The organism is Chryseobacterium sp. POE27, from assembly GCF_039727685.1.
In the GTDB taxonomy this organism is placed as follows: Bacteria; Bacteroidota; Bacteroidia; order Flavobacteriales; family Weeksellaceae; genus Chryseobacterium.
The window spans coordinates 1,092,428-1,117,535 of sequence record NZ_CP152475.1 but is presented as its reverse complement, the minus strand read 5'-3'; the positions used below and the strand labels follow the sequence as shown (position 1 = coordinate 1,117,535).

The window sequence follows — 25,108 nt, the reverse complement described above, 5'->3', positions numbered from 1 at the left end:
ACAATGAATACTAAATTAGATAATGTAACAACCCAGTATAGAAAGTTCAACGAAAACCAGGCGTTAACGGACGGGCAATTAAACGAATTCATAGACTATTTCGAAGACCAGGACAGATTATCAAGAACCCGCCTGAGTGGTGTGGGGGTAGTATGTGGTTTTAAATCGGAATCTTTAGATTTAGACGCAACCCTTGTTATTACACAGGGAGCCGGTGTTACTACAGACGGTGATTTAATAACACTCCGCCAGAAATTAGATAAAACATCAGATGTTGCCATCGATTTTGATGCCAGAAGCTACAAATATTACAGAAATTACATTGATGAGGTGGAATACAAACATTTTCGCATCGGCGGAAATCAGGTGCCTCTTGTAGAAGTAATTACACAAGATGAATACGACAAATTAACGAATGTCGAAGGCTTCAGGCCTCTAAAAGAAATTGGCAGTGCGATCTACGATAAAGTTGTGGTTCTCTATTTAGAAAGCTATTCTAATGAGGAAACTCCATGTCAGGATGCAGATTGTGACAACACCGGCGCTGAGCAGGTGTCCAATCTTAAAGTGCTTTTGGCAGATTCACAAAGCGTTTCGGATCTTATTTCCGGAGGTGATGCAAAAGATTCCATTTATAAAGCCCATAATGCATATGAAGAGCTTTTTGATCAATTACCTAAAATAAAGGCTAAAAGAGTTATACTGGATACAAGCGTTGTAAAAGCATCAGATTTAAAAACAAGATTTCAGAATGCCAACACTGCTATTGCAGACCTGAGTAAAGGTTTTGGTGCCATTGCAGGCATTTTTAATGTGAATATCAACTTTGGCGGGCAAAATCTCAATGATAAACTGACTTCTTTATTAAATCCGGTACCGGGAAGTTCAAGACTGGATGATTATCAATACCGTTATGATCTCCTGAAAGATTTAATTGATACCTACAATGAAATAAAAGAACTGATCCTGCATCTTAATGCCGAATGCTGTCCGGGTATAAATTCATTTCCGAAACACCTGCTGCTGGGCCGTGTAGGAGCTTCGCTTGAATTAGGAGAATATACTCCTTACCGTCACAGTTTTTATCATTCACCTGTAACTACCGGCGATGATGAAAATTACGAAAGAGTGGTAATGCTTGCCAATCGTTTTGTGCAGAAAATCAACGGATTTCAGTCGTATATCGGGCCTATCAAAATTACGCCTTCCAATCTTGATGTAAGATTAGGTGATAAAGCCATTCCTTACTATTATAATGTAGATCAATTATTATTGAATAAATGGAATTATGAAAAAACAAAAACGGACAGGGAAACTTACAATTTAAGCTATCACACCGGTAATTTGGCGTCGGATGACTTTATTCAGAATCCATTGAACTATAACATTGATGATAACGACTTCTACAGAATTGAAGGTCACCTGGGGCTGCCTTATAAAACAGCGTTACAAAATATTAATGATCTTAAAGCAAAATACGGATTAGCTTTTGATGTCGTTGCATTGGTTCTCCAAAAAGGAGAAAAACCTACTGAACCGACTAAAGATGATGTTGTATCAATAGACGATTTAAGAAAACAACTGGTATCGATTTCCAGTGATATCAGCAACCAAAGGACCAATTCACAAAGTACTTTATTCAATATCTCAAAATTAGACGAAAAATTAAGATTACTGAACAAAGCTGAATTTTCTAAAGAAGGTGAAGGCGTTACCGTTGTAAAACAAGATCCTAAAAAAGATGATGTTATAAGTGAACTTTTAAGCGAATTTTTAGAACGGAAATCAGGTGCAGAGCACATAGCAGGTGTAGAACGCGGCGGAACCTTTCTGGTAATTTACGATTCAGAAACAAATAATCAGGTTCTCGCAGATTTCTCGCTGCCTTACCTGTGCTGTTCTAAGAAAGATCCTGTATTCTTGTCGTTACCGAAAACCCAGCTATGTCAGAAAGATGCTCCGATGGCTATGTCAATCGTTCCGGCAGATGGTGAAGTGAAAGCATTTGTAAACGGTACTCAAATTTCTGCAATTACCCAATCCGGAGGTCAAAGTTACTTTAATCCTGGTATGGTAGGCGCTGCTTACCTTGGGCAGACAATTACCTTTACAGTTAATGATGATCCTGTGGATGTAGAATTGATTGTTTATGCAGAGCCTGTTATTTCTGTTACTGCCGGTAATGTTTCCTATGGTGAAGATACATCAGATCCTGATGCTACTGTTGACTTCCATGTTACCCCAAGTAATAATCCTGGATTTACTTATACATTTAATTTCGGAGATGGTTCACCACTGCTGACGTTAACGACATTACCGAGTAACGGAATTGTTCAGCATACCTATACGCTTGTTGCGGGAAGAGAAGATATCTTTAATCCTACCCTTACGGTAACCAACAGAAACGGCTGTAGTACCACCTTTGCTGTTGCTCCGCTGAAACTGACCGGACAAATGACAGTGGTTTGTCTCAACGGAATGCGGGTTGTAATTCAGTATAGAGACGGTATAGATACATATCACGCTTGTAATGATGCCAGTTTTAATTTATTAGGAAACGGCCATATCATCATCGGGTCCAATCCACCACCTGCAGATCCGAGAGGATTGAGAAAAGGAAATGTGCATTTGAGTAATACCGGTGGAGATCAGGATAGGCTTAACCGTCCTAATGGTGTTACGAGTGGACTCAGCAGATATAATGAAATCATTATAACACAGGACGAAGCTGAACAATTGGCAGCAGGCGCTAATGAAGGTTTTGTGAAATTCTCTCTTGTGTGTGCATTAGGCTACTGCCATACTGGTGTAGCATATACGCAACTGTTCCTGGCAAATGACCCGACACCAATTTATTCTGGTTATCCGGTTGGCAATTTCTTAGAAATCAACCCTTGTACGGGAGAGAGAAGATAATAATTCTAAGAAAGAGTATAATAGCTTCATAGGCAGGCATACTGTCTATGAAGTTTATTAATCTTAATCAATCATTAAAAAATTAACAATAATGAATAATCAATTAAGTGATATATCAACTCAATACCGAAAATTCAGTAAAGGGCAATATATAGAATACACCCAGTTCAACGAGTTTCTGGATTTTTTTGAAGATCAGGACCGTTTGTCGAGGGTGATGCTTCAGGGAGTAGGTATTGTATGTGGCTTTAAACCCAATCTTATTTATACCAATAGGATTCTGAGCAGCTTACGGCTTTCTCAGGGAGTAGCGGTAACAACTGATGGCGATTTGCTGACCCTAAATAATACCAATAAGGTGAGCGAAGATGTATATGTAAATGACCTGAAAACCATCGATATAGAAAGTAAGGACTATACGCATTTTAAAGTATATGACGATTTCAAAGCTAAATATCAGGCATTTCGCAACGGCGCAGGTAAGCAGATTGAACTTTGGGAGTTGGCAACAGCACAGGAAGCGGGTGATGATTTTCAACCGATTAATAATCTTACAAAATTAGAAGACAACTACCTGTTACTGTATTTGGAGAGCTATGAAAAAGAAGTAAAGCCCTGCAGGGGAGTTGATTGTGATAATCATGGGGTCCAGCAAATCCGAAATCTTAAAGTATTAGTCACTACAGCAGAAGGAATTGCTAATATTCTTGGGAAAGATCGTATTCAGCCTCATCCTTTGTTTATAGATGATATCATGGGGTACGGGAAGCAGGAACGGGTGATTATAGAGCGACTTATTGAAGGGCAGGGAATTGATAAAAAATTCTTGTCTTCTGATGTAAAAAGCCTCTATTCTACAGTTTTAAAAAACAATGATTACGGTAGGATTATTTTTGAAAAAAATCAATGCAATCGCTCAATTAATCGGACTTCCGACTGCTTATTATCAAGATTTTAAAAATACATTGGAAAGCTTTCTTACGCAAAGCGCAGGGTTTCAGTATGCTTATGATGTAGTGAAAGATTTAGCAGGTACATATTATGAAATTATAAAATTACTGCCTAAAGCATTTACTGTAAATCTTCCGGATGTAGATTCTTTTCCTAAACACATTATGTTGGGGAAATTAATTCCGAGCACTCAACTGGACTTTTCAAGACATCAGTTTTATAATTCAGCTGTTTTAGATGATGAAAGATCAACACAAAAGGTAAAATTGCTCATCAATCGTTTTGTTCAGCAGGCGCAGAATTTCCGGAATTTTCCGGTTACTGATAACGGTAATGCACAAATTAAAATTACACCATCACAAAAACTGAATCTTAGCAATAAAGCAGTTCCTTTTTATTACACTGTCAATGACGAATTCTTGAAATCCTGGAATTTTGATAAAACGAGCAATCGGTCATTCAGGGATAATTTAGGATATAACAATTGGCTTTCATCAGATGCGTATGTAATAAAACCTTTAGATTTTAATATAGATAAAAATTCATTTTATAATATAGAAGGCCATCAGGGTATGCACTACCAGCAGGCTTTTGATCTGTTGAATCAAATCAAAAATGAAGAACAGCTGGGCTTTGATGTGATGATTTTGTCTCTAGAAGAATTAGTGGATAATAAGGACATGTTTAGAGCTTATTTCAATGAGTATGTAGAAAAACATCCTGGATTGGAACATAAACGTGGAGTGGAACGCGGCGGCACATTTATCATTGTCCATGAGTCATTGGAAAATCCAACCGTTTTTGCAGATTTCTCACTTCCATATATTTGTTGTACGCCAAAAGTTAAAATCGGTTTAAGTCTGCCAAATACCGTTATTTGTTCTGAAGCCAGCAGGATACCTTTCACCGTAATTCCTGTAAATGGAGTGGTAAAAGCCACCGTTGGTTCAGATCCGAATGGAGTGGAACTCGACAACGGAAAATATTTCTTTAATCCTAAATTAGTAAACCCGCAACTATATGGCCAGGCCATTGGCTTTACGGTAAACGGAAAACCAACCAATTGCAGTATTAAAGTTATTGCAGAGCCAAAAGTAAAAGTTGCCATTGCTTCTGTTGTTTATGCAGATGGTGATTCTACAACTGCTACGGTAGACTTTACTGTTTCCGGACAGGATTTTGCAAATTATGCCTACAGTTGGGACTTCTGGAACAATGGAGGTTGGGTTACGATGAATCCAAATGCAAGAGGATTTGTGAGTTATACTTTCCACAATTTGAATCCGAAAACAATTCCGACGATAAGAATTAGGGTAGGTAATAACGGATGTACTCAGGAAATAGCGATCGGAAACTGGTATAATGTACCTGCTGCTCCGACTGTCGTGGTGGATAATATCAACTTTTCAGATGGAATAAACTGCTGTGAAGGAAGTGTTCCCGTGATTAAAGCGGAGGCAACAGGTCCTGAAACAGTTTTTATAAGAGACGGATCCTTTATGGTACAAGGGCAGGGTGATGGGCCTTCAACGCTTCTGTATTCCTGGACGAAAATAAGTGGTCCGACAGCAACGCTGAGCGGAGTCAACAGTCCTGAACTGGAGGTTAAAGATCTGGCCGCAGGAGAATATATATTCCAGCTTACCGTGGTAGATGTCGACAGTGGTTTGTTTGCCAAATCTCAAGAAGTGGTCGTCAATGTAATCTATGAAGGCTAATAAAGGGATGATCAAATCATCCCTTAGATGCTAACTAATATAAAAATAACAATAAAAAATAATATAATGGCAATAGCAGCATGCAAAATTTCATTTAAGATAAAATACACATCTTCCTTGCCGATCACCAAAGCGACAGCGTTTTACCGGATCAAAAATTCGCCAACATTTACGGAATATGTGATACCGTCGCCGATACCGGTAAGTGATGTTACTTTGGTAGAGCTTCCTGAAATTCTGACGTCGGGGGAATATGATTTAATGGTAGAATTAGGGGTAAACGGAGTTACTGCCACGCAGACAAGCTCTTTTCAAATAGGAAAGTGTAATCCTTTGGCGTGTAATGCTCCGTCTATTAAGAATGTATATTTGGGGGAGAATGATCAGATTATCATGGATTATTCTTTAGATACCACGAATCTTTATGCGGTACAATACCAGATCGCAACAGACAGTGACTTTAAGAATATTGTTCAGCTAAAGGTAATCATGGCAAGTGATTATAATCCAATACAGTATATTGAAATGAACGATGGGACGATTAAAAATAACACTCAGTTATACATCAGGGTAAGAAAATACTGTTCTTTATCTGACATTTCAGATTGGTCAAATATAAAGATGTTCGTATCCGGAACTTGGGTAGTTCAAAAAAATCTTTATCCTTTTGATGCCTACTGTGTGTCGGATACATTCAATGGTGTTGATCCTACAGATATCAGAGAATTTAAGGCAAGTATATGTATTAAAGATGGTAATCCATTAATGAAAAAGGTAAATCTTACTACAAGTATTCCACAGGAAGGGAGCTTTATTTATACTAATGGTTTAACACCCGAAAAACCTGCAGTACCAGGAAGTTTAGCAAGTTTTGATGACGCTCAGGGAGGCGTAAGTACGGGATTCAATCAAACTGGAATAAGATGGATCAGATTTGAAAATAATCCGGCTCTGATTTATGATGTCAATCCGAAAACCGGTCAGATTGCTGGTATTTCCGGTTATAAGTGTAATTACTAATTGTGTTTTTTAAAAGACTGATAAAATCCTCATTGGTGAGGATTTTATTAAGTCAACAAGTTTTTTTAATTATCTTCTGTTGTTTTTACGTCTTGTACTGATGATATTGAAAAGTTTTGCAACATCCTGAAGGTGAATGTCGAAATCGTCGTAATATTCATTTAAGGAATGAAGAGTAATAATGCCTTTTTCAACATCGTGATTGATGATTCTTTTTATCAGGATCCCTTTCTCTTTGTGAACAATTACAAAATCCCATTTGTCATAATGCAGCTTACTCATCCAGTAATCCTGTCTTACGTTGCGGCATAAAATAATATCACCTTCCAGGTAGCTTTCGTAGGACCCGTCGTCCATACTGTCTCCTCTCACTTCAAAACACATGTATTCACCTCTGTGCTCTATATCATCTGTAAAAGGAATGGTGGGTAAGGTTTCTATATATTCTTCATCTGCAAATCTGCTCAGGTAGCCGGCTTGTGCATATTGGTTGGCAAGCGGAACATTCATTATTTTCATATCTGAAAAAACAACAGGTGAGGCACTGTCTTCATGTTGTTGCTTTTGCTGCTCCAGAAGCAGGTTTGTTACGAAATAAGCTGTTGTTTCAGGTATTTTACGTTCGCCTTTTTCCCAGTACTGTACGGCTCTTGTGCCGACACCTATGGATTTTGCTATATCAGCCTGCTTCATGTTCAGCTTCTTTCTGATTTCTTTAAATTCTAAATAGTTCATTTTGATGTTTTTACGGTATTTGTGGAAAAAAATATGAAAAATATTCATAATTATTTTCAAAAAAGCGAACAATGTTCGTATATTTGTTTCGAAGTTAAGATGAAACATTGCAAATATACAAAATTATATTAATGATTTAATTTTTATTTAATGATTAAAAACATTGTTAAAATTAAATTTATATTCGTAATCAATGGCTTATAGGCGGCTTTCAGACTTAATGACCTTTATGATTAGATTTTCTCTTCTTTTCGTTTTATCTGGCGCTGATAAGAACAAAATGAATATTTCTAATCTTTAAAATGTAAATAGTGCGCTTTTTTTGTTTTTTAAAAATATTTGAACACATAAGGATGATTAAAATGCGTTTTCCTATTTGTTTAGAAAATTGACATTGACTATTTGTTGCTTGTCAAAATAAAAGACAAATCAATAAAATGTAACAAAGATTACTGTTTAACATATAAAATATCGATTAATTATAGTTATCAGTAAATTGTGGTACATGTTAAAAAAAAGCGAACAAACATTGTAAAACAAAATCACCCGTCTGTCAGATAGAATCTTGCGCTCTTTTTAAAATCAAATACTGTCAGTAAACGAAGCTATTTAACTGCTTACGAAATTTTGATTCTTGATAAGCAGTAATAGACGATTTTTGAAAAATAAAATCTAAACGGAAAGGTTGGGATGTGTTCTATTGGAGAGTGTCCATTGTCAACTTTCTAAAAATCAAAAAACTAAATAGTGTAATTAGACATGTGTTCAAAGGCTTATTACTGGTCTTTAGAGTTTCTTATGTACTTAATCAGCCATTGAAAATTAAGAAGCACAAACATTCGTTTAATTCAAAAAATAAAAACTTTTAACATAAAAAACTTAACCAAACAATGAAACGTAGCAAAGAATTAGTAGAGAAAAGAAAAGATTTTGTCATCGATTATGTAAAACGTAATCAGGATAAACAGATGAAAGTGATCGTAACCGAATTGACGGAAATGCTGTTTTTGTCTGAAAGAACAATATATAACATTATTCTTCAGGGCTAGATCTTAATTACATCCCTGGAAAAGGTAAAATATTAAGGTAGAACGGCTTTGCTTTTCAATTCTATTGTTTAGAATAAAGTATAAGCTTAAAAATGAGCCGATTGTCCGTAAGATTAAATCAATTTAAATATTAAAAACGATTGTTTAATTAAAAAAATCAGAAACCATGAATAAGAAGAGAAGAAAAAAATAAAACGAAACAGAAACAAAGTACAGAATCCCAGAAAAAACATTAGTGATCTTATCGATGAATTAGCCTATGCAGACGAAAACGAGAATATGCAGAAAAGCAAAAGATTTTTAGATGATATGTACATTCTGGATCTGGAATAATGACACACATAAAGTTGTGGAAAAAATAAAATTTTAATACATAAATATATAAGGGAAAGAATGAATTTGGATAGTATAAAAGCTCTATTAATCGGGACTGCCATTGCATTTTCAGGAGGATTATTAAGAGTCTTGATCTCGATACAGAATAGAGAGAAAAAAAAGATGTGGGAACACCTTATCACATTGATGATCGTTGTTATAGTCGGCTTCACCATGAGTTATTTAATGAACAGAGCCGAACTGCATGATAAATGGTATTCGACAGGAGTATTATTTGTGCTTGGCTATGGTTATGATAAATTCTTAAAGATGATCACCACAAATCTGCCGAACTGGATTGATAAAGCTGTGAATCTTTTCATTGAAGATCGATATGGCGTCAGAACAGACAGAAGACCTGACGAAAAGGAAGAACCGGCAATGAACATTCCTGAGGATCAGGTGAAAAAGTAGCTGCACAGTGGTTTTTGAAAACTCATTACTGCAACTACAGAATCCATCGCTTAAAAAGAGAGGTATTCTCCCTAAAAAATGTGATTTTTGAACCAGATAACCTGAAAACTCAAAAAAAACAAAAGGAAGCAAAAAACCTGGGGTGGCTCACCATTACCTGTTTCTCATTACAACGTTAAATGCCACTTCTGATTACTTACATTTCTTTAAAAATCTCCCGCACCGGGACTGATTTTTCACATTCAACAGGTATATAAAACGCAATTCATACGATTGCGTTTTGTATGCCTTTCAAACCAATATGAAATTAAAAAACTAAGTCAATGAAAACAGCAAAACCTGTAGAAATAGACCACAAAGCCCACCAAAACCGCCAAAAAAAACAAAAGCCGAAAGATCCTTTGGTGGTACCCCTTTCCGCGACAGAAGTGGACAATGTACAGACCCAAAAGTCAGGAGACTTGATCATTAAGTCAGCATCAGCAAATTCTGATGCCGGCAAACTCGGTTTAAATGGTACAATGGCTGTTCATGGTTCACAAACCATTTATGATCAGGGCTCAGAGGTGATGTATGGAAGATTTCAGGAAAGCCTGAAAGAAACGGGTGATCTCAACCATCCTGATACTAAGGATATGGAAAAAGGTTACATGACAACCCTGAATCCTCATCAGGTGCAGGATTACCATAATATTAAATCCGGAAATGATGTTCCGAAGACAGTGCAGGAGCAGGCAGAAGTGCATCAGCAAAATAAAAAAGCGCAGGAAGGAAAGGCTGCACAACCGGAAACAGCCGGAAAACCTGAAAATCCTGCCGAAGCAAAACCAGCCTCAGAAATTAAGGATAAGGCTGAAGAGCAAATCGCTGAATCAGCACCTTCTCCGAATGCTAAAAATAATCCTGAATTTACGGAATTAAGCGGGAAGATAGCAACAACGGCACAATCTCAGAAAAGCCATGAGCCTTCTCAAAAAGCAAGTAATGATGCTCAGGCTGCCGCTCCGTCACCCGCCAACGAACGGGAAAGTATGGCGCAGGCTGGCAAAGTAGATCATATGGATGCCCAAAAACCGGGAACATTCAGCAAAGAAGATTTTAAAGCTTTATTAAAACAAAAAATTGAAGGAATCAGGCTCCCTAAAGATGAAGCTGAAGCCGATGATTTTGAGAAAAATAACAACATACAACAAGTTAATACAAATGCGGTTGCCGATGTTAAAAATGAGAAAAATGCAGCTTCGGGGGGATATTGCATCAGCGACAGCCGCAAAACCGAATGTCGCAGCTCAACCTGTTCGTTCCGTTGCCAAGATGCCAGCTCCTAATGCCGGTAAAGCTCCGAATATTCCGAATGCTGCTAAAGCAATGCCTAACAGAAGAGATTCCGCAAGCGTGGAACAGCCGTTGCAGAAGGAAACAAATACTATTGACAGCGAGATGAAGGCACACGGAGTTACCGATAAAATGCTCGAAAACTCCAATGAGCCTTCATTTACAGAAGCCTTAGGCGAAAAAAATAAAGCCAAAACGGAAAGTGCTGCCGCCACGGAAAAATTCAGAAATTCAGAAAATAGCGAATTGTCTAAAACACGCGAACAGGCACAATCTCAGGCCATTCATCATATCGGCGGAATGCACAATGCCCGCAAAGGCGGGTTGAATCATGCACACGGGGAGCAAAAGAACACCGCCACCAAGGATACCCAGAAACGAAAAGAAATAGCCGACCGCATCAACAGCATTTACAATACTTCTAAAACAGATGTAGACACTATTTTAAATACTCTTGATAAAGACGTCGCTGCGAAGTTTGATAAAGGAAGTAAAGATGCTAAAAGAGTTTTCGAAGATCATGTAGAGAGGAAAATGAAAGCGTATAAAGAAGAACGGTATGGAGGATCCTGGCTAAGCTGGAAAAACATTAAAAGAGTGGGAGATGCCATTGTGGGATTGCCTAAAGAAGTTAATGCTTTCTTTGTAACTGGCAAGCAGGAATACATCAAAACGATGGACTGGTATATTGACGAAATTGCCACTCTTGTTACCAACCAGCTTAATGCCGCCAAAGCCCGGATTGCAAAAGGTAAAAAAGAAGTCCAGACGTATGTCAACAGCTTATCGCCAAGTTTACGTAAAATCGGTAAGGAAGCTATCGCTGAAATTCAGAATAAATTCAATGCACTGGAAGAAAGCGTAAACAGTAAGAAAGATGCGCTCATTGATGTGCTTGCCAAAAAGTATGCTGAAAATATTGCCGGTATAGATGCAAGGATTGAAGAATTAAAATCACAGAACAGCGGACTAGTGAGCAAGGCGCTGAATGCCTTGAGCGGTGTGTTTGCCGCTATCATTGAAATTAAAAACACGTTGGTCAACTTATTATCAGGTATTGCAGATGTGGTAATGGCTATTATAGCCGATCCGATAGGTTTCTTTAAAAATCTTATTGCAGGGGTCGGGCAGGGATTTGCCAATTTCGGGGCTAATATCTGGACTCATCTTAAAACCGGATTCTTCACCTGGCTGACCGGTGCAACGAAAGGTATCGATCTAACCATGCCAGAAGATATATTTTCCCTTAAAGGAATTTTCTCCATAACCACACAGGTGCTTGGCCTGACTTGGAATGGCATCAGGGCTATCGGTTCACGAGTTATAGGAGAACCCGTGATGAAAGTTCTTGAAAACGGCTTTGAAATGGTACAGATCGTCCGTAAAGAAGGTGTTGCGGGACTTTGGGAACATCTGAAAGACCAGTTTGCCGACCTGAAAGAGACCGTCATGGATACGATTATGGAGATCATCCAAACGGAAGTGATAAAGGCGGGTATCAAAACTATTATGAGTATGCTTACTCCTGTGGGAGCGTTTGTCAAAGCTGCCATGGCGATTATAGATCTGGTGAAATTCTTCATCCAGAAAGCCGCGCAAATCATGGAACTGGTAAGAGCTTTTACCGCAAGTATAAAAGCGATCGCCAGCGGAAATGTAGGCGCAGTAGCCCAATCTATAGAAAATGCATTAGGCAAAGCTATTCCTGTATTGATAGGCTTTTTGGCTTCATTGTTAGGAATCAGTGGACTGGCAGAAAAAGTGAAAGGAGTCATCGAAAAAATACGGGGCCGTATCGAAAAAGCCATTACCAAATTCTGGACTTTTGTGAAAGGGAAGGCTAAAGGATTGTTGGGGAAAATTGGTGTTGGGAAGAAAGATAAAGCATATGGTAAAGAGGGTAGTGCTAAGATAGATAGTAAAGAGACGGATAATGGTAAGATAGATAGTTTTAAAACTATAAAGGTTGAGTTTGAAGATGATACTGATAAAGATACTCACCATGCTTATTATAAAGGAAAAGATTTAATTATTGAAAGTACTCCTACAAGAATTGAACATTTATTCATTAATAAAAACAGTGAAGCACGTGAAAATAATAATGAGGAATTATTAAAAAATCTTAATTTAGCAAAATCTTATTATTTTAAAGTCGTTAAACCGAAGGAAGAAGCTTTGAGAGAAGCGGATTTGGAAGATACCGAAAATAGTAAAGCTTCAATATCAAGACAGAAAAAAGCAAAAGGATTTGATGATAATAGAGATTTAAAAGTCGATTTAGAAAAGGAACTAAGGCATTTTTCTCAAAAATATTTGAAAAAACTATTTAATATTGAAAATAATGAATATCCATTGCCTAGATTGCCTATCATGTCTGATAATGTAAAAGCACGTAGTTTTGTAGCTGATTATTTGAATGATGAAGTCGCAGATGGATCTGAGGCAAGTAAACATACTGGAAACTTAGAAGGATGGTCAGAATTAACAGGGCAAAGATTAAGAGAACCGGCAAAATGGGTTAGAATGCACTTATTGCCTCATCAGTTGGGTGGTAATGCAGTAGATTCAAACTTAACGCCTGCTTTGGGTACCATTAATAAAAAATTCTCTAAAGGTTTGGAACTTGATGCAATTAATTTGGCTAAAAAGGCACCAAGAGAAGACAGAAAGGTAATATGGTATAAGTTTAATATTGAATATTATAATGGAAATGTTTTTCCTAAATTCTTATTTGCAAGTTATGGAACCTATTCCAGAGCTGGAAAAGATTGGAAGCGCAACAGTCCTATTAAAGAGTTTCATATAAGTCCGGATTATCCGGAGATGGAATTCCAGGCTTTTGATATGAAAGCGAACAATTGGGATGCGAAAGAAATGGCAAAAACGTTAGGTATTACCCAAGCTTTTGCTAATGTTTTAAAACAAAACGGAGGATATTCGAATCTAGAAAATATAGAAATGAAACTTGACTCTAAAATAGATTTGACTACTATTAGAAATCAGGAAAATTTGGCCATATTGAGTAGGGCCGAGCGTAATAATTTAATAACATTTTAAAATAAAATCATGGAGTTTAAAATCACGGAACAGTTTAAGAATTTCGAAAAAAACACTATATCCAAGTATTTACAAGATGTAGAAATTATATCTAAAATTTTTATCCCAGATAATGAGACAGTTACATTTAGAATTAAGAAATTCGATAAACTAGGCTATGAACAGGTATCTGAAAGGTTTGTAGATATTTTAAATATAGATAAATATCATTTTCATGCTTGGTTGCAAGTTGATGATTTTGCTTCACAGATAGAATTTAATATTGAAAAACTTTATTCAGGATTAACCCTTTTAGATTTTGATGATAAACTATGGTTTAAAGGTCAAACAGCTGAAGAAATAGCTCTTTGGAAGACATTTCGTATTTTAGATACTCGTCCGGAGATTGGTGATGGTAAATTGGCTGTTTTCAGTATTCAAAATGGGATAGCTCCACCTAATGAGCCTGCTATTTATTATATTAATAACGCTCTGGCATACAAAACAAATTTAACATTTAATGGATATTTTGAAGCTGTTTTGGATATGCTGGGTATAGCCGATTGGCAGTATCTTTTTACGGAAGTTTTATTAGAAGATTTAAAAGCAGACGGTATATATCAAAATTTAAAACAATCATTGGAAGCTCTGCAAAAAGCTTTTCCGGATAAAGATTACAGCAATTATTTTAAACTTTTAGAAGAAAGATAAAGCGAGATTTACATTGATAGTCATAAAAGCGAAATTTCCAACTGGAAATTTCGCTTTTTTTATTTCGGGAAATTCGTCTTATATTGGTATTGACAAAAATGAAAAATAAACCAATCACCAGATAAAATTATGCATCATGAAAAAAATACTATTCTTTTTTTTACTTGTGTTAAATATTTCCATTCTAAGCGCACAAACCATCGAATCCGGAAATCACAATACGGCAAGCTATATCAAAAGTGACGGCACCATCGAAGACAGGAGCCATACAACCGTTGGTTATATTAAAAATGACGGTACCGTTGAAAACAAAAGCCACGGCACCATCGGTTATATCAAAAGTGACGGTACAATAGAAAACAGAAGTCATTCTACGGTCGGTTATATTAAAAAAGACGGAACGGTGGAAAACAGCAGCCATTCAACAATTGGATACATTAAGGATGATGGAACGGTAGAAAATAGCAGTCACGGTACGCTCGGCTATGCTAAAGGAGTGAAGAAAGAGTGGGCAGCGGTAGTATTCTTCTTCTTTAATCTCGATTAGTAGAAGATATTTCTTAATAAACTTACATTAAAAAATAAGGCTTGGATAATAATCCAAGCCTTTGTTGTTTTTAACGTAAAAAGTAAGTGGGTGCCGGAAGTTATATGCAGATCCCAATCATAACTTCTTGCTTCCATCATTCCGCTTTCAGATTTTATCTCATTCCGTTAATTCCTGCAACTACAGAACCTGCAAGGCAAAAAACTTTCGGCAGAACAAAAAAAGGATGAATTTTGGACTGTAAATCATAAGCCGTAAAGAATAGAATACATGGAAAAAAACGAAATAACCACGAAAGAAAAATTAAAAACATATTTTGAAACAGGAAAATATCCCACAGAAAGTCAATTTGCAGAATGGATCGATTCTTACTGGCATAAAGAGGAAAATATAACTTCCCAGGAAACTCTGGCGACAGTTGTTGGCAGAGATAATCAGGTTCCTGAGCAGGGAATTAAATTCGTGCAAAGTAAATCAACACCTTCTAGTAAAATTGAATTAAGAATCAATAAGACAACATGGTCGCAATGGTTTGGAAACATGAATCCTGATCATACAGGAATCTACAATAGTTCCTTTGGTTACGGAGCCTTGCAGAATGTTACCACAGGAGATGGAAATGTGGCTTTTGGAAGTCACGCGTTATGGCAACTCACAACCGGCATCAGAAATACTGTAATTGGATCGAGCTCAATGATTGCTCTAAAGGAAGGATACTGGAATGTTGTCGTGGGCCAGGCCGCGCTGTATTATTTTGCTACAGGCCATAATAACACAGCCGTTGGCAGAGTGGCTATGTGCAACTTTATAGGAGGATACGGTAATACAGCTTTGGGAAGCCATTCCGGATTTGTTGATGGTGGAACAATGCATACTCAGGAATATAATTTTAATACTTTTTTAGGGTTCAGATCGGGATATACTACAGATCTTCCCAATAACCTGAAGGGGAATAATAATGTTACCATTGGGGCCAATGCTCCGATTGGCGGTAATACCAATAATAAATTAGTCATACATTCATCAGAAAACGTACTCAACCATAATGTAACACTTCCTCTTATAGGTGGAGACTTTGTAGAAAGAACGCTGGATTTTGATTCTTCATTAAAAGTTCACCGACTTCCGAAAGCAGATTCTGGTTTTACCCAAAACGTAGTTGCAAAGCCCGATGGTACATTCGGAATAGAAGAAAAAACAAATTTTAATCATTATTTCAAAGAAACCCGTACAGGAAGTTATTTTCAGATTGATAATGAATTTAAAAAGCCTCTTTACAGATGTGTAGTCATAGAAAATATTTCAGAAACAGAACCTGAAAAATCAATAGAATTATCATCATTAAATATAGAGCATATCTTTATAAACGGTACAGCAAGAATCGGTTCCAGAAGCTATCCTATTGCAAACGCCGAAACTTTATCTGTTAACTTTTTTCATGACGATTCTTACCTGGATTTTACACAAATAAATGGGCAAAAAGCTGATTGGTCACTTCACATAATCCTTGAATACACCAAAACTACAGACACTCCATTATCATTATAAACATCAGGTCAGAAAAAATAAAGACTCACTGCAACTACAGAATCCACAGGGCAAAAAACTTTTATGGGAAGAAAAAAAACAGGAATTTTGAACTGTAAATCATAAGTAGTAAAGAACAATAAAGTACATGGAAAAAAACGAAATAACCACGAGAGAAAAATTAAAAACCTATTTTGAAACAGGTAAATACCCAACAGAAAGCCAATTTGCAGAATTGATAGATTTCTTAATGCTTAAAGATGATGTACTGACTAATAAAGAACTGGTTGATCTTTCAAACCGTCTGGCATCTCTTGATAATGGATATATTACCTACAGAACTAATAGTATTGAAGAGGAGAAGTTCCCAATCGTTGTACGTCCAAAGGATGAGGAAGATCAAGTATTTGTCATAAGCAAAACGGATGATAAAGATGAAAAAAGGTATTTTCAGGGCAGTGCACCTTACACAATCAGGACACAAAAATTTTCGGTGGAAGATTTAGGAGAAAATAAATATTACTATTTGTATAGCCTGATCGATGACAGCTATGCTACGAACAGACTGTTCGGAAATAATCTTACGGCTTTTCCTGACGAATTTGAATTGGGAACGGTGGAAAACAAAAAGTTTTATATACAAATAAGCAAACAGGATTTTGAAAAGAAAATAAGCAATTTACATACACGGTTTACGCTTGTTAATAAAACTGAAATACCTGTTCAATACGCATTATATGGAAATTACTGGTCTAATAAATACACCTCTGAAGATATGGTTACGGATCATTACGATTTATCAGACTCTTTGGCTTGTTTTTATAAAGCGGATCTTACGGAAATCGATAAGTCCATAGAATGCAGGCTTTATGATGCAGATGGTGATAAACTTTTAATGACGGCTCATTTGCTGCCAGAACAAAAAAATCAAAATGTTTGGGCAGGAAGCATCATAACGGGCGTCAGAAATGTAAGAATCGAATGTGATTATGAAAATATCGCAAAATAAATTATCTGATCGCTAATAACAAGAGTTGCTGCAACTACAGAATGAACAAGGCAAAAAACTTTTATAGTAACAAAAAAAGGATGAACTTTGAACTCTCAAACTAAGTGATAAATCATTCGAATCTAAAAGAATATAAGCCACTGCAACTACAGAACAGACAAGGCAAAAAGCTTTTATAAGAATAAAAAAAGAATGAAATTTGAACTTTATTCATAAAAAGAAAAATACACGCCGCAGCGAATTACTATTAAATTATCTGAAGATCGCAAGACCGGCGTAATGTAAGCAATTACATATTCAATTCATAAAAAATAAATCCTCAGTCGAGTAAGATACTCAATAACAGGACCCCTTTTACTCTTGAAATACTGGAATTTTCTGATGCTTATCTATCAGAATCTCATCCGGGAAGTAAAATAACAGAAAAATCTTTACTGGCAAATCTGTTGTTTTCTTTCAAGAGCAGATTAACTTCTTTAAAAAGTAGGAAATCCGGTGATGGAAAGACTTTTAAAAAAACAACTGTCACACGGCAGTTGGTAAGACTCTCAAATGAGGGCAGCTTTTCGATTGAGGTTTATTTTTAACAACACATTAAAACTTTTCAAAAAAATTCAGACAAAATAAAAAACATCAGGCTGAACCATAATCATCAATGCTAAATGAGCAGCCGGAAAAATTATACGAAGGACATACGTAAACATTACAAATATTATGGAAGAAATAAATAAATTAACCCAAAGAGAAGAACTGAAAACCTATTTTGAAACGGGTAAATATCCTACACAAAGTCAATTTGGTAGATTCATAGATAATTATGTCCATCTGAATGAGTTCAATTTTGGACTGGAAATAAAACCAACAGGAGATCATAAGAGAAAACATTATCATTTCTATGTAGCGGAAAAGCTTGCAGATACCAACAGAGGGCATCTCAATATTGAAAGTGCAAAAGACAGTACACCTGACGTAATAGACCGTTACACGCATATTCTGTCACGCGATATTAGCTACAAATCTTTGAACATAAAATTATCAGGCGAATTAGATATTGATAAACATCAGCCAAAGATCATCATAAAACGTTACAAACAAAAAAAGATACTCAGAAGCGGCTACATAAAACCGTCAGGTTTTTATCAGGAACTTCCGGAAGACGCGAAATCCTGGGACAGACAGTCAGAATATCCTGTGAAGTCCAATGAAATGGTTCTTGATATTAATCCGATCAGCTATTTCAGGCCGGGTAAAGACTACAGGGATTTTTATCCCGCCGGTACTTTCAACAGACCCGGGTCATTCAGATATTCAGTACATCATAGAAAGCCATTTTCTCTTATTCAGATGCTTTTGGAAATTGATATTAACGGAACAAAATTCAGATCAAATCCTGTTACTATAAAAATTATTCTGGGACGGGATGGGAATGATCTGATCAATTATATAATCAATTAAAATTAACCTCAACCGGGTAAGATACTCAATGACAGGATCCCTTTTACTCTTGAAATACTGGAATTTTCTGAGGCTTACTTGTCAGAATCTCATCCAGGATGTGAAATGACAGAAAATCTATATTGAGATCTGTTGTTTTCTTTCAGGAGCAGATTGATTTCTTTAAAAAGTAGGAAATCCGGTAATGGGGAGGCTTTCTAAAAACAATTGCCACGGCAGTTGGGTAAGACTCTCAAATGTGAATACTTTCCGGTTGGGGTTACTTTTTAACCAATAAATATTGAAAAATTTATAAAAATACAAAAGGCGGAACAAAAAATTAATAACCATGAAAACAAAATATTACAACAATTATTTATACTCTTTTGTGGGTAGCTTTTCGGTTTGAGGTTTGCTAAAAACAAACCAAAAAATAAAGTGGAAACATCTTAAGATGTACTACATTTTATTTTAAAAACCGGGTAAGATACTCTGAAACAGGATCCCTTTTACTTTTGAAATGTTGGAATTTTTTGATGTCAGACATTAAAATCTCATCCATAATATAAATAACAGATCATCAGATCTTTTGTCTTCTTTCAAGAGCAAGATTAATTCTTTAAAAAGTAGGAATTCCGGTAAGAGAAAGACTTTCAAAAATAACGGCTACGGCAGTTTGGGTAAGACTTTTCCATAGAGTTACTTTAAATCTATTGTAACTGAGTGATGGATGTTTTCAAAATTTTAAATCAAAAAAAAGCTTTAATCGCTGAACTAAAAAAAGAATTTATTTGAGAAATCAAGTGAAAAATAAAACTAATAACCAATGGAGGCAGAAAAAATACAGAAATTATTTACTCATTTAGAAAACGTTATTACCTGGCGTATAAGCAATGCTGCAGAAGATTTTAATATAAGCGCTCCTGGATTTAAAACTGATAACCATGAAGGCTTTCAATTAGGAAACTATATTTCAGGAAAAGCACTTGCCCATCAGGAAGTGATCATTCTATTAATGGCTTTACTGCCAAGACTGGATCCGGCTTTGCTGAAACGCATTTACCTGGAGTTTCCCAGTAGTATGCTGTTTGATTTTTGTTCAGTGAATGATAATGGCAGGCTCTTTTATCCGACCATTCAGACGGTTCAGTATATTTTGGGAGGCGACAGCATCTCAGAAAGACTGAAAGTGCTGGATTATTTCGGTTCAGATTCTGTTTTGGTTAAAGATGGAGTTATTGTTTTTTCTGGTTCAGCACAAGATCATATCGCTGTAAATAGTCAGATAAGTTTTCATCACGAAGCTTTTAACGCTATCGTTTTAGGATCGGAAGTATTGCCGAAAATGAGCAATGATTTCCCGGCAGAACAATTGCACACCCGCCGGTCGTGGACCGATTTAATACTGCCTCAGAATACACTGCACGAACTTAAAAGTATTGAAGACTGGTACAACAGCAGCCAGATTCTGATGGAAGACTGGGATATGCAGAAAAAACTTAAACCGGGATTCAGGGTGCTGTTTTACGGAGATCCGGGTACCGGGAAAACACTTGCGGCCAGCCTTCTGGGTAAATACACAAAACGCCCTGTTTTCAGGGTTGATGTTTCTATGCTGGTTTCAAAATACATCGGAGAAACTGAAAAGCAACTGTCAAAATTATTTGACAAGGCAGAAAATAAAAACTGGATCTTATTTTTCGACGAAGCAGATGCTATTTTCGGAAAACGGACCAATGTGAGAGATGCTCATGACAAATATGCCAATCAGGAAGTTTCCTATTTGTTACAGCGGATAGAAACGTTTTCGGGACTTATCATTCTGGCATCCAATTTCAAAAATAATATGGATAAAGCCTTTACGCGACGCTTTCATAGCTGCATCCAATTTAATAATCCCAAGCAAGAGGAGCGTCTGCGTATCTGGCAACAGAATCTACCCGAACAATTACAGCTTGAGGGTATTGATTTAGAACAGATTGCCAGACGATACGAGCTTACCGGATCTAATATCATGAACGTCATACAGGATGTAAGCTTAAAAGCGATTGCATTAAAAGATCCCGATTACAAAGTAAGTCCGGAGATGCTGTTAGAAAGCATCAGAAAAGAATATATAAAAGAAGATAAAATTTTCTCATAGAAAATTATATGATACAAGGAATTGGTTCCCTTGTTTTTAAAAGTGCTGTAAGTTATTGAAATGTAACAAATTGTACTTGATCGCCTCTTCGGACTGGTTGATTGCCTCTTCGGAATGGTTGATTGCCTCTTAGGACTGATTGATTGCTTTATCGAAATGCTTGATTGCCTCTTCTAAACGGTTGATTAGCTATTCGGAACACTTGATTGCTTTATCGAAATGCCTGATCGCCTGTTCTAAATACTTGAAGGCTTCATCGAAAGGGTTGATCGTCTCAACTGACTGCCTGAATGCTGTTTCCAACAGACTGAAACCGCTAAAGAAAACATAAATCAGGTTTTTTAAACCGAAACAATATTTCAAAGGAACTCTTTTAGAAGATTTAAAAAATCAAGACTAAAGATTTTCATCCATTTAATCATTAAAATAAAGCTCATGAAAGCAAAAATCCTGCTACTGATCATATTCAGTGGCCTTATGTTAGGCTGCTGCAGAAGCAAACAGAAAATTACCACCGTTTCCAAAGAAAATAAACTGGAAACTGAAAAAGTGAAGGTTGATTCCTTGAGCCTGAAGAACATAGAGTCTGCTCAAAGTACATCTGCCGAGGTTTCGTCTGGAGAAAAGAAAAACGAAATATCCGGTGACCTCTTGATTACAGGAAAATCTGATATAGCCAATCCCTTTGTATTTCACAATGTTGTTGGAAGTGATACCATCCAAAGTATTTCTATTATGGGAAATGCAGAATATTCAATCAATAATCATTATGTAAAGGCATCAAACAAAAAGACTGACAATAAAAAAGAAGAATTTACCAATATTTTTAAAGAGACAGCTCAAAATGCTGTTTCAAAAGAAACATTGAAAGAAAAGACTTCGGTGGTTTCAGAAGAAACAAAAAAAATAAAAGTAACCGGCTTTCAAATCGCAACCTGGATTTTCATGACCATTCTGGGAATTACTGTAATACTCATCTTTTTCGCTTATAAATATTTTAAGAAATGAAAACATCACGAACAGGAATAAATCTTATTTTATCATTCGAGGGTTTCAGTTCCAAACCTTATTTGGATTCGGCAAAAATTCCCACGATTGGCTATGGAAATACCTATTATCCCGGTGGGAAGAAGGTAACGATGAATGATCCTGCTATCAGCAGAGAAAGAGGTGTTGAATTATTTTCATCTGTTTTGCCAACTTACGAAAAGATCGTTAACAGTAAAATTAAAATTGCCCTTACACAAAATCAGTTTGATGCACTGGTTTCACATACTTACAATACGGGAGGATCTGACACTTTATTTTCTTTAATCAATAAAAAAGCAGATTCAGATACTATCAGAAAATGGTTTACGGAAAAATATATTACTGCCGGCGGTAAAGTTCTGAACGGATTAATAAGACGTCGAAAAGCAGAAGCGGATTTGTTCTTCTCGAAATAAGTCTTTCAATCCTATACTCGCAAAATCAGTAAACGGAATTTAAATCAGTATTAACTTAAAAAATAGCTTAACAATGAGAGAAAATTAAACAAATGAAAAAAATAGACAATTAATTAATCAAAAAATAAAATTGATACAATGAAGAACTCAAACCTAATTTCCAATCATCATGGCAGTACCATTATCAACAATATTTAGCTGGTTTGAAAAGGGCGATACTCCTACACAAGATCAGTTTCAGCAAACCTTTTCTTCATTCCGTCATTTAGAAGAAAAAATCAAAATAGATGAGGTGGCGGGCTTACCTGAAGCTTTTCAAAAAACTTTATCTACCGAAACTTTTACAAATCATTTAAATGATGACCAGGCACACAGTTCAGTGCTGGCAAAACTTAATGCATCCAATCTTACGCCTGCCAACATCGATCAGTGGAAAGAAAAATTAAAAATCAATCTGGCTGCCACTATAGACGGGATTGAGGAAACCGGAAATGTTTATACAAAACAGCAGATCGGTGAAATTGTGAATATGTTTCAGGCGAAAGATAACGAAATGCTTGAAGCTATTGAGAAAATCAATGAACTGCTGGCTTCTGATGACGCGAATCTTGATAAAATCCAGGAAATCGTTGATTATATCAAAGAAAACAGGCAGCAGATAGAATTGATTAAAGAGACTCTTAGCAGCGGAAGTTCAGATGATAAAATCAGACTGCTCGGAAGTTATTCAAACTGGAGTGCAGTAACCTATCAAAATCAGTTTAATGATGTAGTGTATGGTAAAATTCAAAATATTGAAAATGCAACCGCTTCCGAAAAAATTAAATATGAACAAAGGGTCAGGGGCGACTCTGTCATAAAACATGACCTTGATACATTAAGCTTTGTGATTGATGCCTACGACATCGTTACCATGTTTACAATACCTCTTAAGGTGAGAAGAATAGACACCAATAGCATTGAAGTGCTGTTTGATTCAATACCACCAAATATAATTCAGTTAACAATTAAAAAAATATAATTATGGACATTAAATATGCTTATTACAGAAGTTCTGTTGGATACAAAATCGAAGGAAAAACAGACAATGAAATTTTAACAGCCGGCGGCGGTACGAGGTCAATCAGTACTTTTTGGCATGATGGAAACTTTAATCCGTTAGATTATGTGCCGAAGACACGAACGTTAACCATCAACGGGACAGCTTATGACCTGTCGGCAAACAGATCGTTTACGACACCTGATACGATTACCCGTTTAAAAGGTGGTGCATCCGGTTCTCTGGTATCCGGTGATGTTACCCTTGCAGCAGGTTCCAATATGGCGATCAGTCAATCCGGAAGTACAATCACATTGTCTTCTACAGATACAACGTATAGCGCAGGTAATGGTTTAACATTGTCAGGAACTACCTTTTCTTTACCGGTTACGACTTCAGGGAGTGGGAACGTAGTTACAGGAGTCGTTCAGACTGCCAACGGAATAACAGTGAATCTGGGTTCTATGCCCACTTCATCGGATTTGGCTAATTATATCCCATTGTCACAAAAAGGCGCTGCAAATGGAGTTGCCGGACTGGATGCATCCGGACTGGTACCTGCATCTCAATTACCTTCTTACGTGGATGATGTTTTGGAAGGATATTACAGATCTGCTGACGGAAAGTTTTACAAAGAGGCTTCATATACTAACCTTGTTGCTGGAGAAACTGGTAAAATCTATGTATCGCTTGATACCAACAAAACATACCGATGGACAGGAACAACGTTCGTTTATATCACTTCAGGAGCGGTAGATTCCGTTAACGGACAGACAGGTGTGGTGGTTCTTAATAAATCTCATGTTGGTTTAGCTAACGTTGACAACACTGCCGATTCAGCAAAAAGTGTTCTTTCCGCTACAAAATGGACTGCAGCAAGAACCATCAGTCTTTCCGGAGTTACGGCAACGGCACAAACCATTGACGGTTCCGGAAATGTCGCAATCCCTGTTACTGCTGTTCCCGCAACATTACTGACTGGAACTGCAGCAATCAATACAACAGGATCAGCCGCAAAACTAACAACAGCGAGAACAATTTCTGCAACAGGTGACGGAACATGGGCGGTGAGCTTTGACGGTTCTGCAAATGCCGCCTCAGCATTAACATTGGCTGCAACAGGAGTAGCTGCCGGTACTTATGACCAGGTTACAGTTGATGCTAAAGGTAGAGTAGTAGCCGGGAATAATCTTGTAAGATCATACACGACTTCAATTTCCGGAACGGCAACGATAGGGCACAACTTAGGGACCAGAAATGTCGAAGTTGCGATGTATGATACCGTGACATTTTACAAAATCGATGGTAGAATAAAATTAACAGATCCGAACAAATTAGATATTGAATTTGATTCTAATTTACCAAATCCGGTATCAGTCACCGTAACCAGCAAAGATTTGTAATATGAGCGATATCAAATATGCACTTTATACCTCTTCAAAAGGCTTTAAAGTCGTAGGAGGTACAGCGGCTCAGTTTTTAAAGGGGGATGGTTCGGTAGATACTACTTCTTATATCCCGGTAGGTACAGATATTAATATGGCTGATAAGAATATTAATTTCACAATGGGAAGCCTTTCAAAATTTGTAAATAATTCACGGGTTTTTAATAAAGTTTTTCAAAGGCTGGGGGGGGGCAGCTCAAACAGGAATTTTAAGCTTCAAATTTCCACAGGCCACTCCACTTGCAACGATGTTTGATGT

General features: G+C 36.7%; 21 protein-coding genes. 19 read left to right on the top strand and 2 right to left on the bottom strand.

What is annotated here, in order from left to right; translation table 11 throughout:
• Positions 1-3: 3 nt before the first annotated feature.
• The 4 genes from AAHI02_RS05170 (at position 4) to AAHI02_RS05155 (ending at position 6,605) form a co-directional block, all read left to right on the top strand.
• A complete protein-coding gene (locus AAHI02_RS05170) occupies positions 4-2,916 on the top strand; it encodes a PKD domain-containing protein (protein WP_346985743.1) in 2,913 nt (970 codons plus the stop codon).
• A 91-nt stretch (positions 2,917-3,007) separates the two neighbouring features.
• The gene (locus tag AAHI02_RS05165) at positions 3,008-3,874 is read left to right on the top strand and encodes a hypothetical protein (protein ID WP_346985742.1); all 867 of its coding nucleotides are present in this window, start codon (positions 3,008-3,010) and stop codon (positions 3,872-3,874) included.
• On the top strand, positions 3,789-5,585 hold the full coding sequence (locus tag AAHI02_RS05160) for a hypothetical protein (protein WP_346985741.1): 1,797 nt from the start codon (positions 3,789-3,791) through the stop codon (positions 5,583-5,585). Before AAHI02_RS05165 ends, AAHI02_RS05160 begins: the two co-directional genes overlap by 86 nt.
• 66 nt (positions 5,586-5,651) lie before the next feature.
• Positions 5,652-6,605 carry a hypothetical protein gene (locus AAHI02_RS05155; protein WP_346985740.1) on the top strand — a complete coding sequence of 318 codons (954 nt, stop codon included), beginning with the start codon at positions 5,652-5,654 and terminating at the stop codon, positions 6,603-6,605.
• A 69-nt stretch (positions 6,606-6,674) separates the two neighbouring features.
• Here the strand turns inward: AAHI02_RS05155 and AAHI02_RS05150 are convergent, their stop codons facing one another.
• A complete protein-coding gene (locus AAHI02_RS05150; protein ID WP_346985739.1) occupies positions 6,675-7,340 on the bottom strand; it encodes a S24 family peptidase in 666 nt (221 codons plus the stop codon).
• An 890-nt stretch (positions 7,341-8,230) separates the two neighbouring features.
• Here AAHI02_RS05150 and AAHI02_RS05145 point away from each other — a divergent pair.
• The 10 genes from AAHI02_RS05145 to AAHI02_RS05100 all read left to right on the top strand — a co-directional run bounded on the left by AAHI02_RS05145 (position 8,231) and on the right by AAHI02_RS05100 (position 20,920).
• Positions 8,231-8,389, top strand: a complete 159-nt coding sequence (locus AAHI02_RS05145) for a hypothetical protein (RefSeq protein WP_169231035.1) — start codon at positions 8,231-8,233, stop codon at positions 8,387-8,389.
• Between the two features lie 393 nt (positions 8,390-8,782).
• Positions 8,783-9,178 (top strand): hypothetical protein, encoded by a 396-nt coding sequence (locus AAHI02_RS05140; RefSeq protein ID WP_346985738.1) that lies wholly within the window; start codon positions 8,783-8,785, stop codon positions 9,176-9,178.
• Positions 9,179-9,501: 323 nt separating this feature from the next.
• Complete coding sequence (locus tag AAHI02_RS05135; RefSeq protein ID WP_346985737.1) at positions 9,502-10,506, top strand: hypothetical protein; 1,005 nt, start codon at positions 9,502-9,504, stop codon at positions 10,504-10,506.
• Entirely contained in the window at positions 10,403-13,570 is a 3,168-nt protein-coding gene (locus AAHI02_RS05130; RefSeq protein ID WP_346985736.1) for a hypothetical protein, read from the top strand. Before AAHI02_RS05135 ends, AAHI02_RS05130 begins: the two co-directional genes overlap by 104 nt.
• 9 nt (positions 13,571-13,579) lie before the next feature.
• The gene (locus AAHI02_RS05125) at positions 13,580-14,260 is read left to right on the top strand and encodes a hypothetical protein (protein ID WP_346985735.1); all 681 of its coding nucleotides are present in this window, start codon (positions 13,580-13,582) and stop codon (positions 14,258-14,260) included.
• A gap of 136 nt (positions 14,261-14,396) precedes the next feature.
• Entirely contained in the window at positions 14,397-14,807 is a 411-nt protein-coding gene (locus AAHI02_RS05120; protein ID WP_346985734.1) for a 5-fold beta-flower protein, read from the top strand.
• A 270-nt stretch (positions 14,808-15,077) separates the two neighbouring features.
• Entirely contained in the window at positions 15,078-16,355 is a 1,278-nt protein-coding gene (locus AAHI02_RS05115) for a hypothetical protein (RefSeq protein WP_346985733.1), read from the top strand.
• Between the two features lie 127 nt (positions 16,356-16,482).
• A complete protein-coding gene (locus AAHI02_RS05110) occupies positions 16,483-17,343 on the top strand; it encodes a hypothetical protein (protein ID WP_346985732.1) in 861 nt (286 codons plus the stop codon).
• A 714-nt stretch (positions 17,344-18,057) separates the two neighbouring features.
• On the top strand, positions 18,058-18,798 hold the full coding sequence (locus tag AAHI02_RS05105) for a hypothetical protein (protein WP_346985731.1): 741 nt from the start codon (positions 18,058-18,060) through the stop codon (positions 18,796-18,798).
• 805 nt (positions 18,799-19,603) lie between these two features.
• The gene (locus tag AAHI02_RS05100; protein WP_346985730.1) at positions 19,604-20,920 is read left to right on the top strand and encodes an ATP-binding protein; all 1,317 of its coding nucleotides are present in this window, start codon (positions 19,604-19,606) and stop codon (positions 20,918-20,920) included.
• 189 nt (positions 20,921-21,109) lie between these two features.
• Here the strand turns inward: AAHI02_RS05100 and AAHI02_RS05095 are convergent, their stop codons facing one another.
• Entirely contained in the window at positions 21,110-21,283 is a 174-nt protein-coding gene (locus tag AAHI02_RS05095; protein WP_346985729.1) for a hypothetical protein, read from the bottom strand.
• A 72-nt stretch (positions 21,284-21,355) separates the two neighbouring features.
• On the opposite strand from AAHI02_RS05095, the gene AAHI02_RS05090 reads away from it, so the two are divergent.
• From AAHI02_RS05090 to AAHI02_RS05070, 5 genes are all read left to right on the top strand, one after another.
• Positions 21,356-21,928, top strand: coding sequence for a hypothetical protein (locus AAHI02_RS05090; RefSeq protein ID WP_346985728.1), 573 nt, complete (start codon positions 21,356-21,358; stop codon positions 21,926-21,928).
• Positions 21,925-22,365 carry a lysozyme gene (locus tag AAHI02_RS05085; RefSeq protein WP_346985727.1) on the top strand — a complete coding sequence of 147 codons (441 nt, stop codon included), beginning with the start codon at positions 21,925-21,927 and terminating at the stop codon, positions 22,363-22,365. Before AAHI02_RS05090 ends, AAHI02_RS05085 begins: the two co-directional genes overlap by 4 nt.
• A gap of 169 nt (positions 22,366-22,534) precedes the next feature.
• Positions 22,535-23,386, top strand: a complete 852-nt coding sequence (locus AAHI02_RS05080; RefSeq protein ID WP_346985726.1) for a hypothetical protein — start codon at positions 22,535-22,537, stop codon at positions 23,384-23,386.
• Between the two features lie 2 nt (positions 23,387-23,388).
• Positions 23,389-24,807 carry a hypothetical protein gene (locus tag AAHI02_RS05075; RefSeq protein ID WP_346985725.1) on the top strand — a complete coding sequence of 473 codons (1,419 nt, stop codon included), beginning with the start codon at positions 23,389-23,391 and terminating at the stop codon, positions 24,805-24,807.
• Position 24,808: 1 nt separating this feature from the next.
• Positions 24,809-25,105, top strand: a complete 297-nt coding sequence (locus AAHI02_RS05070) for a hypothetical protein (protein ID WP_346985724.1) — start codon at positions 24,809-24,811, stop codon at positions 25,103-25,105.
• The last annotated feature ends 3 nt before the right edge of the window (positions 25,106-25,108 follow it).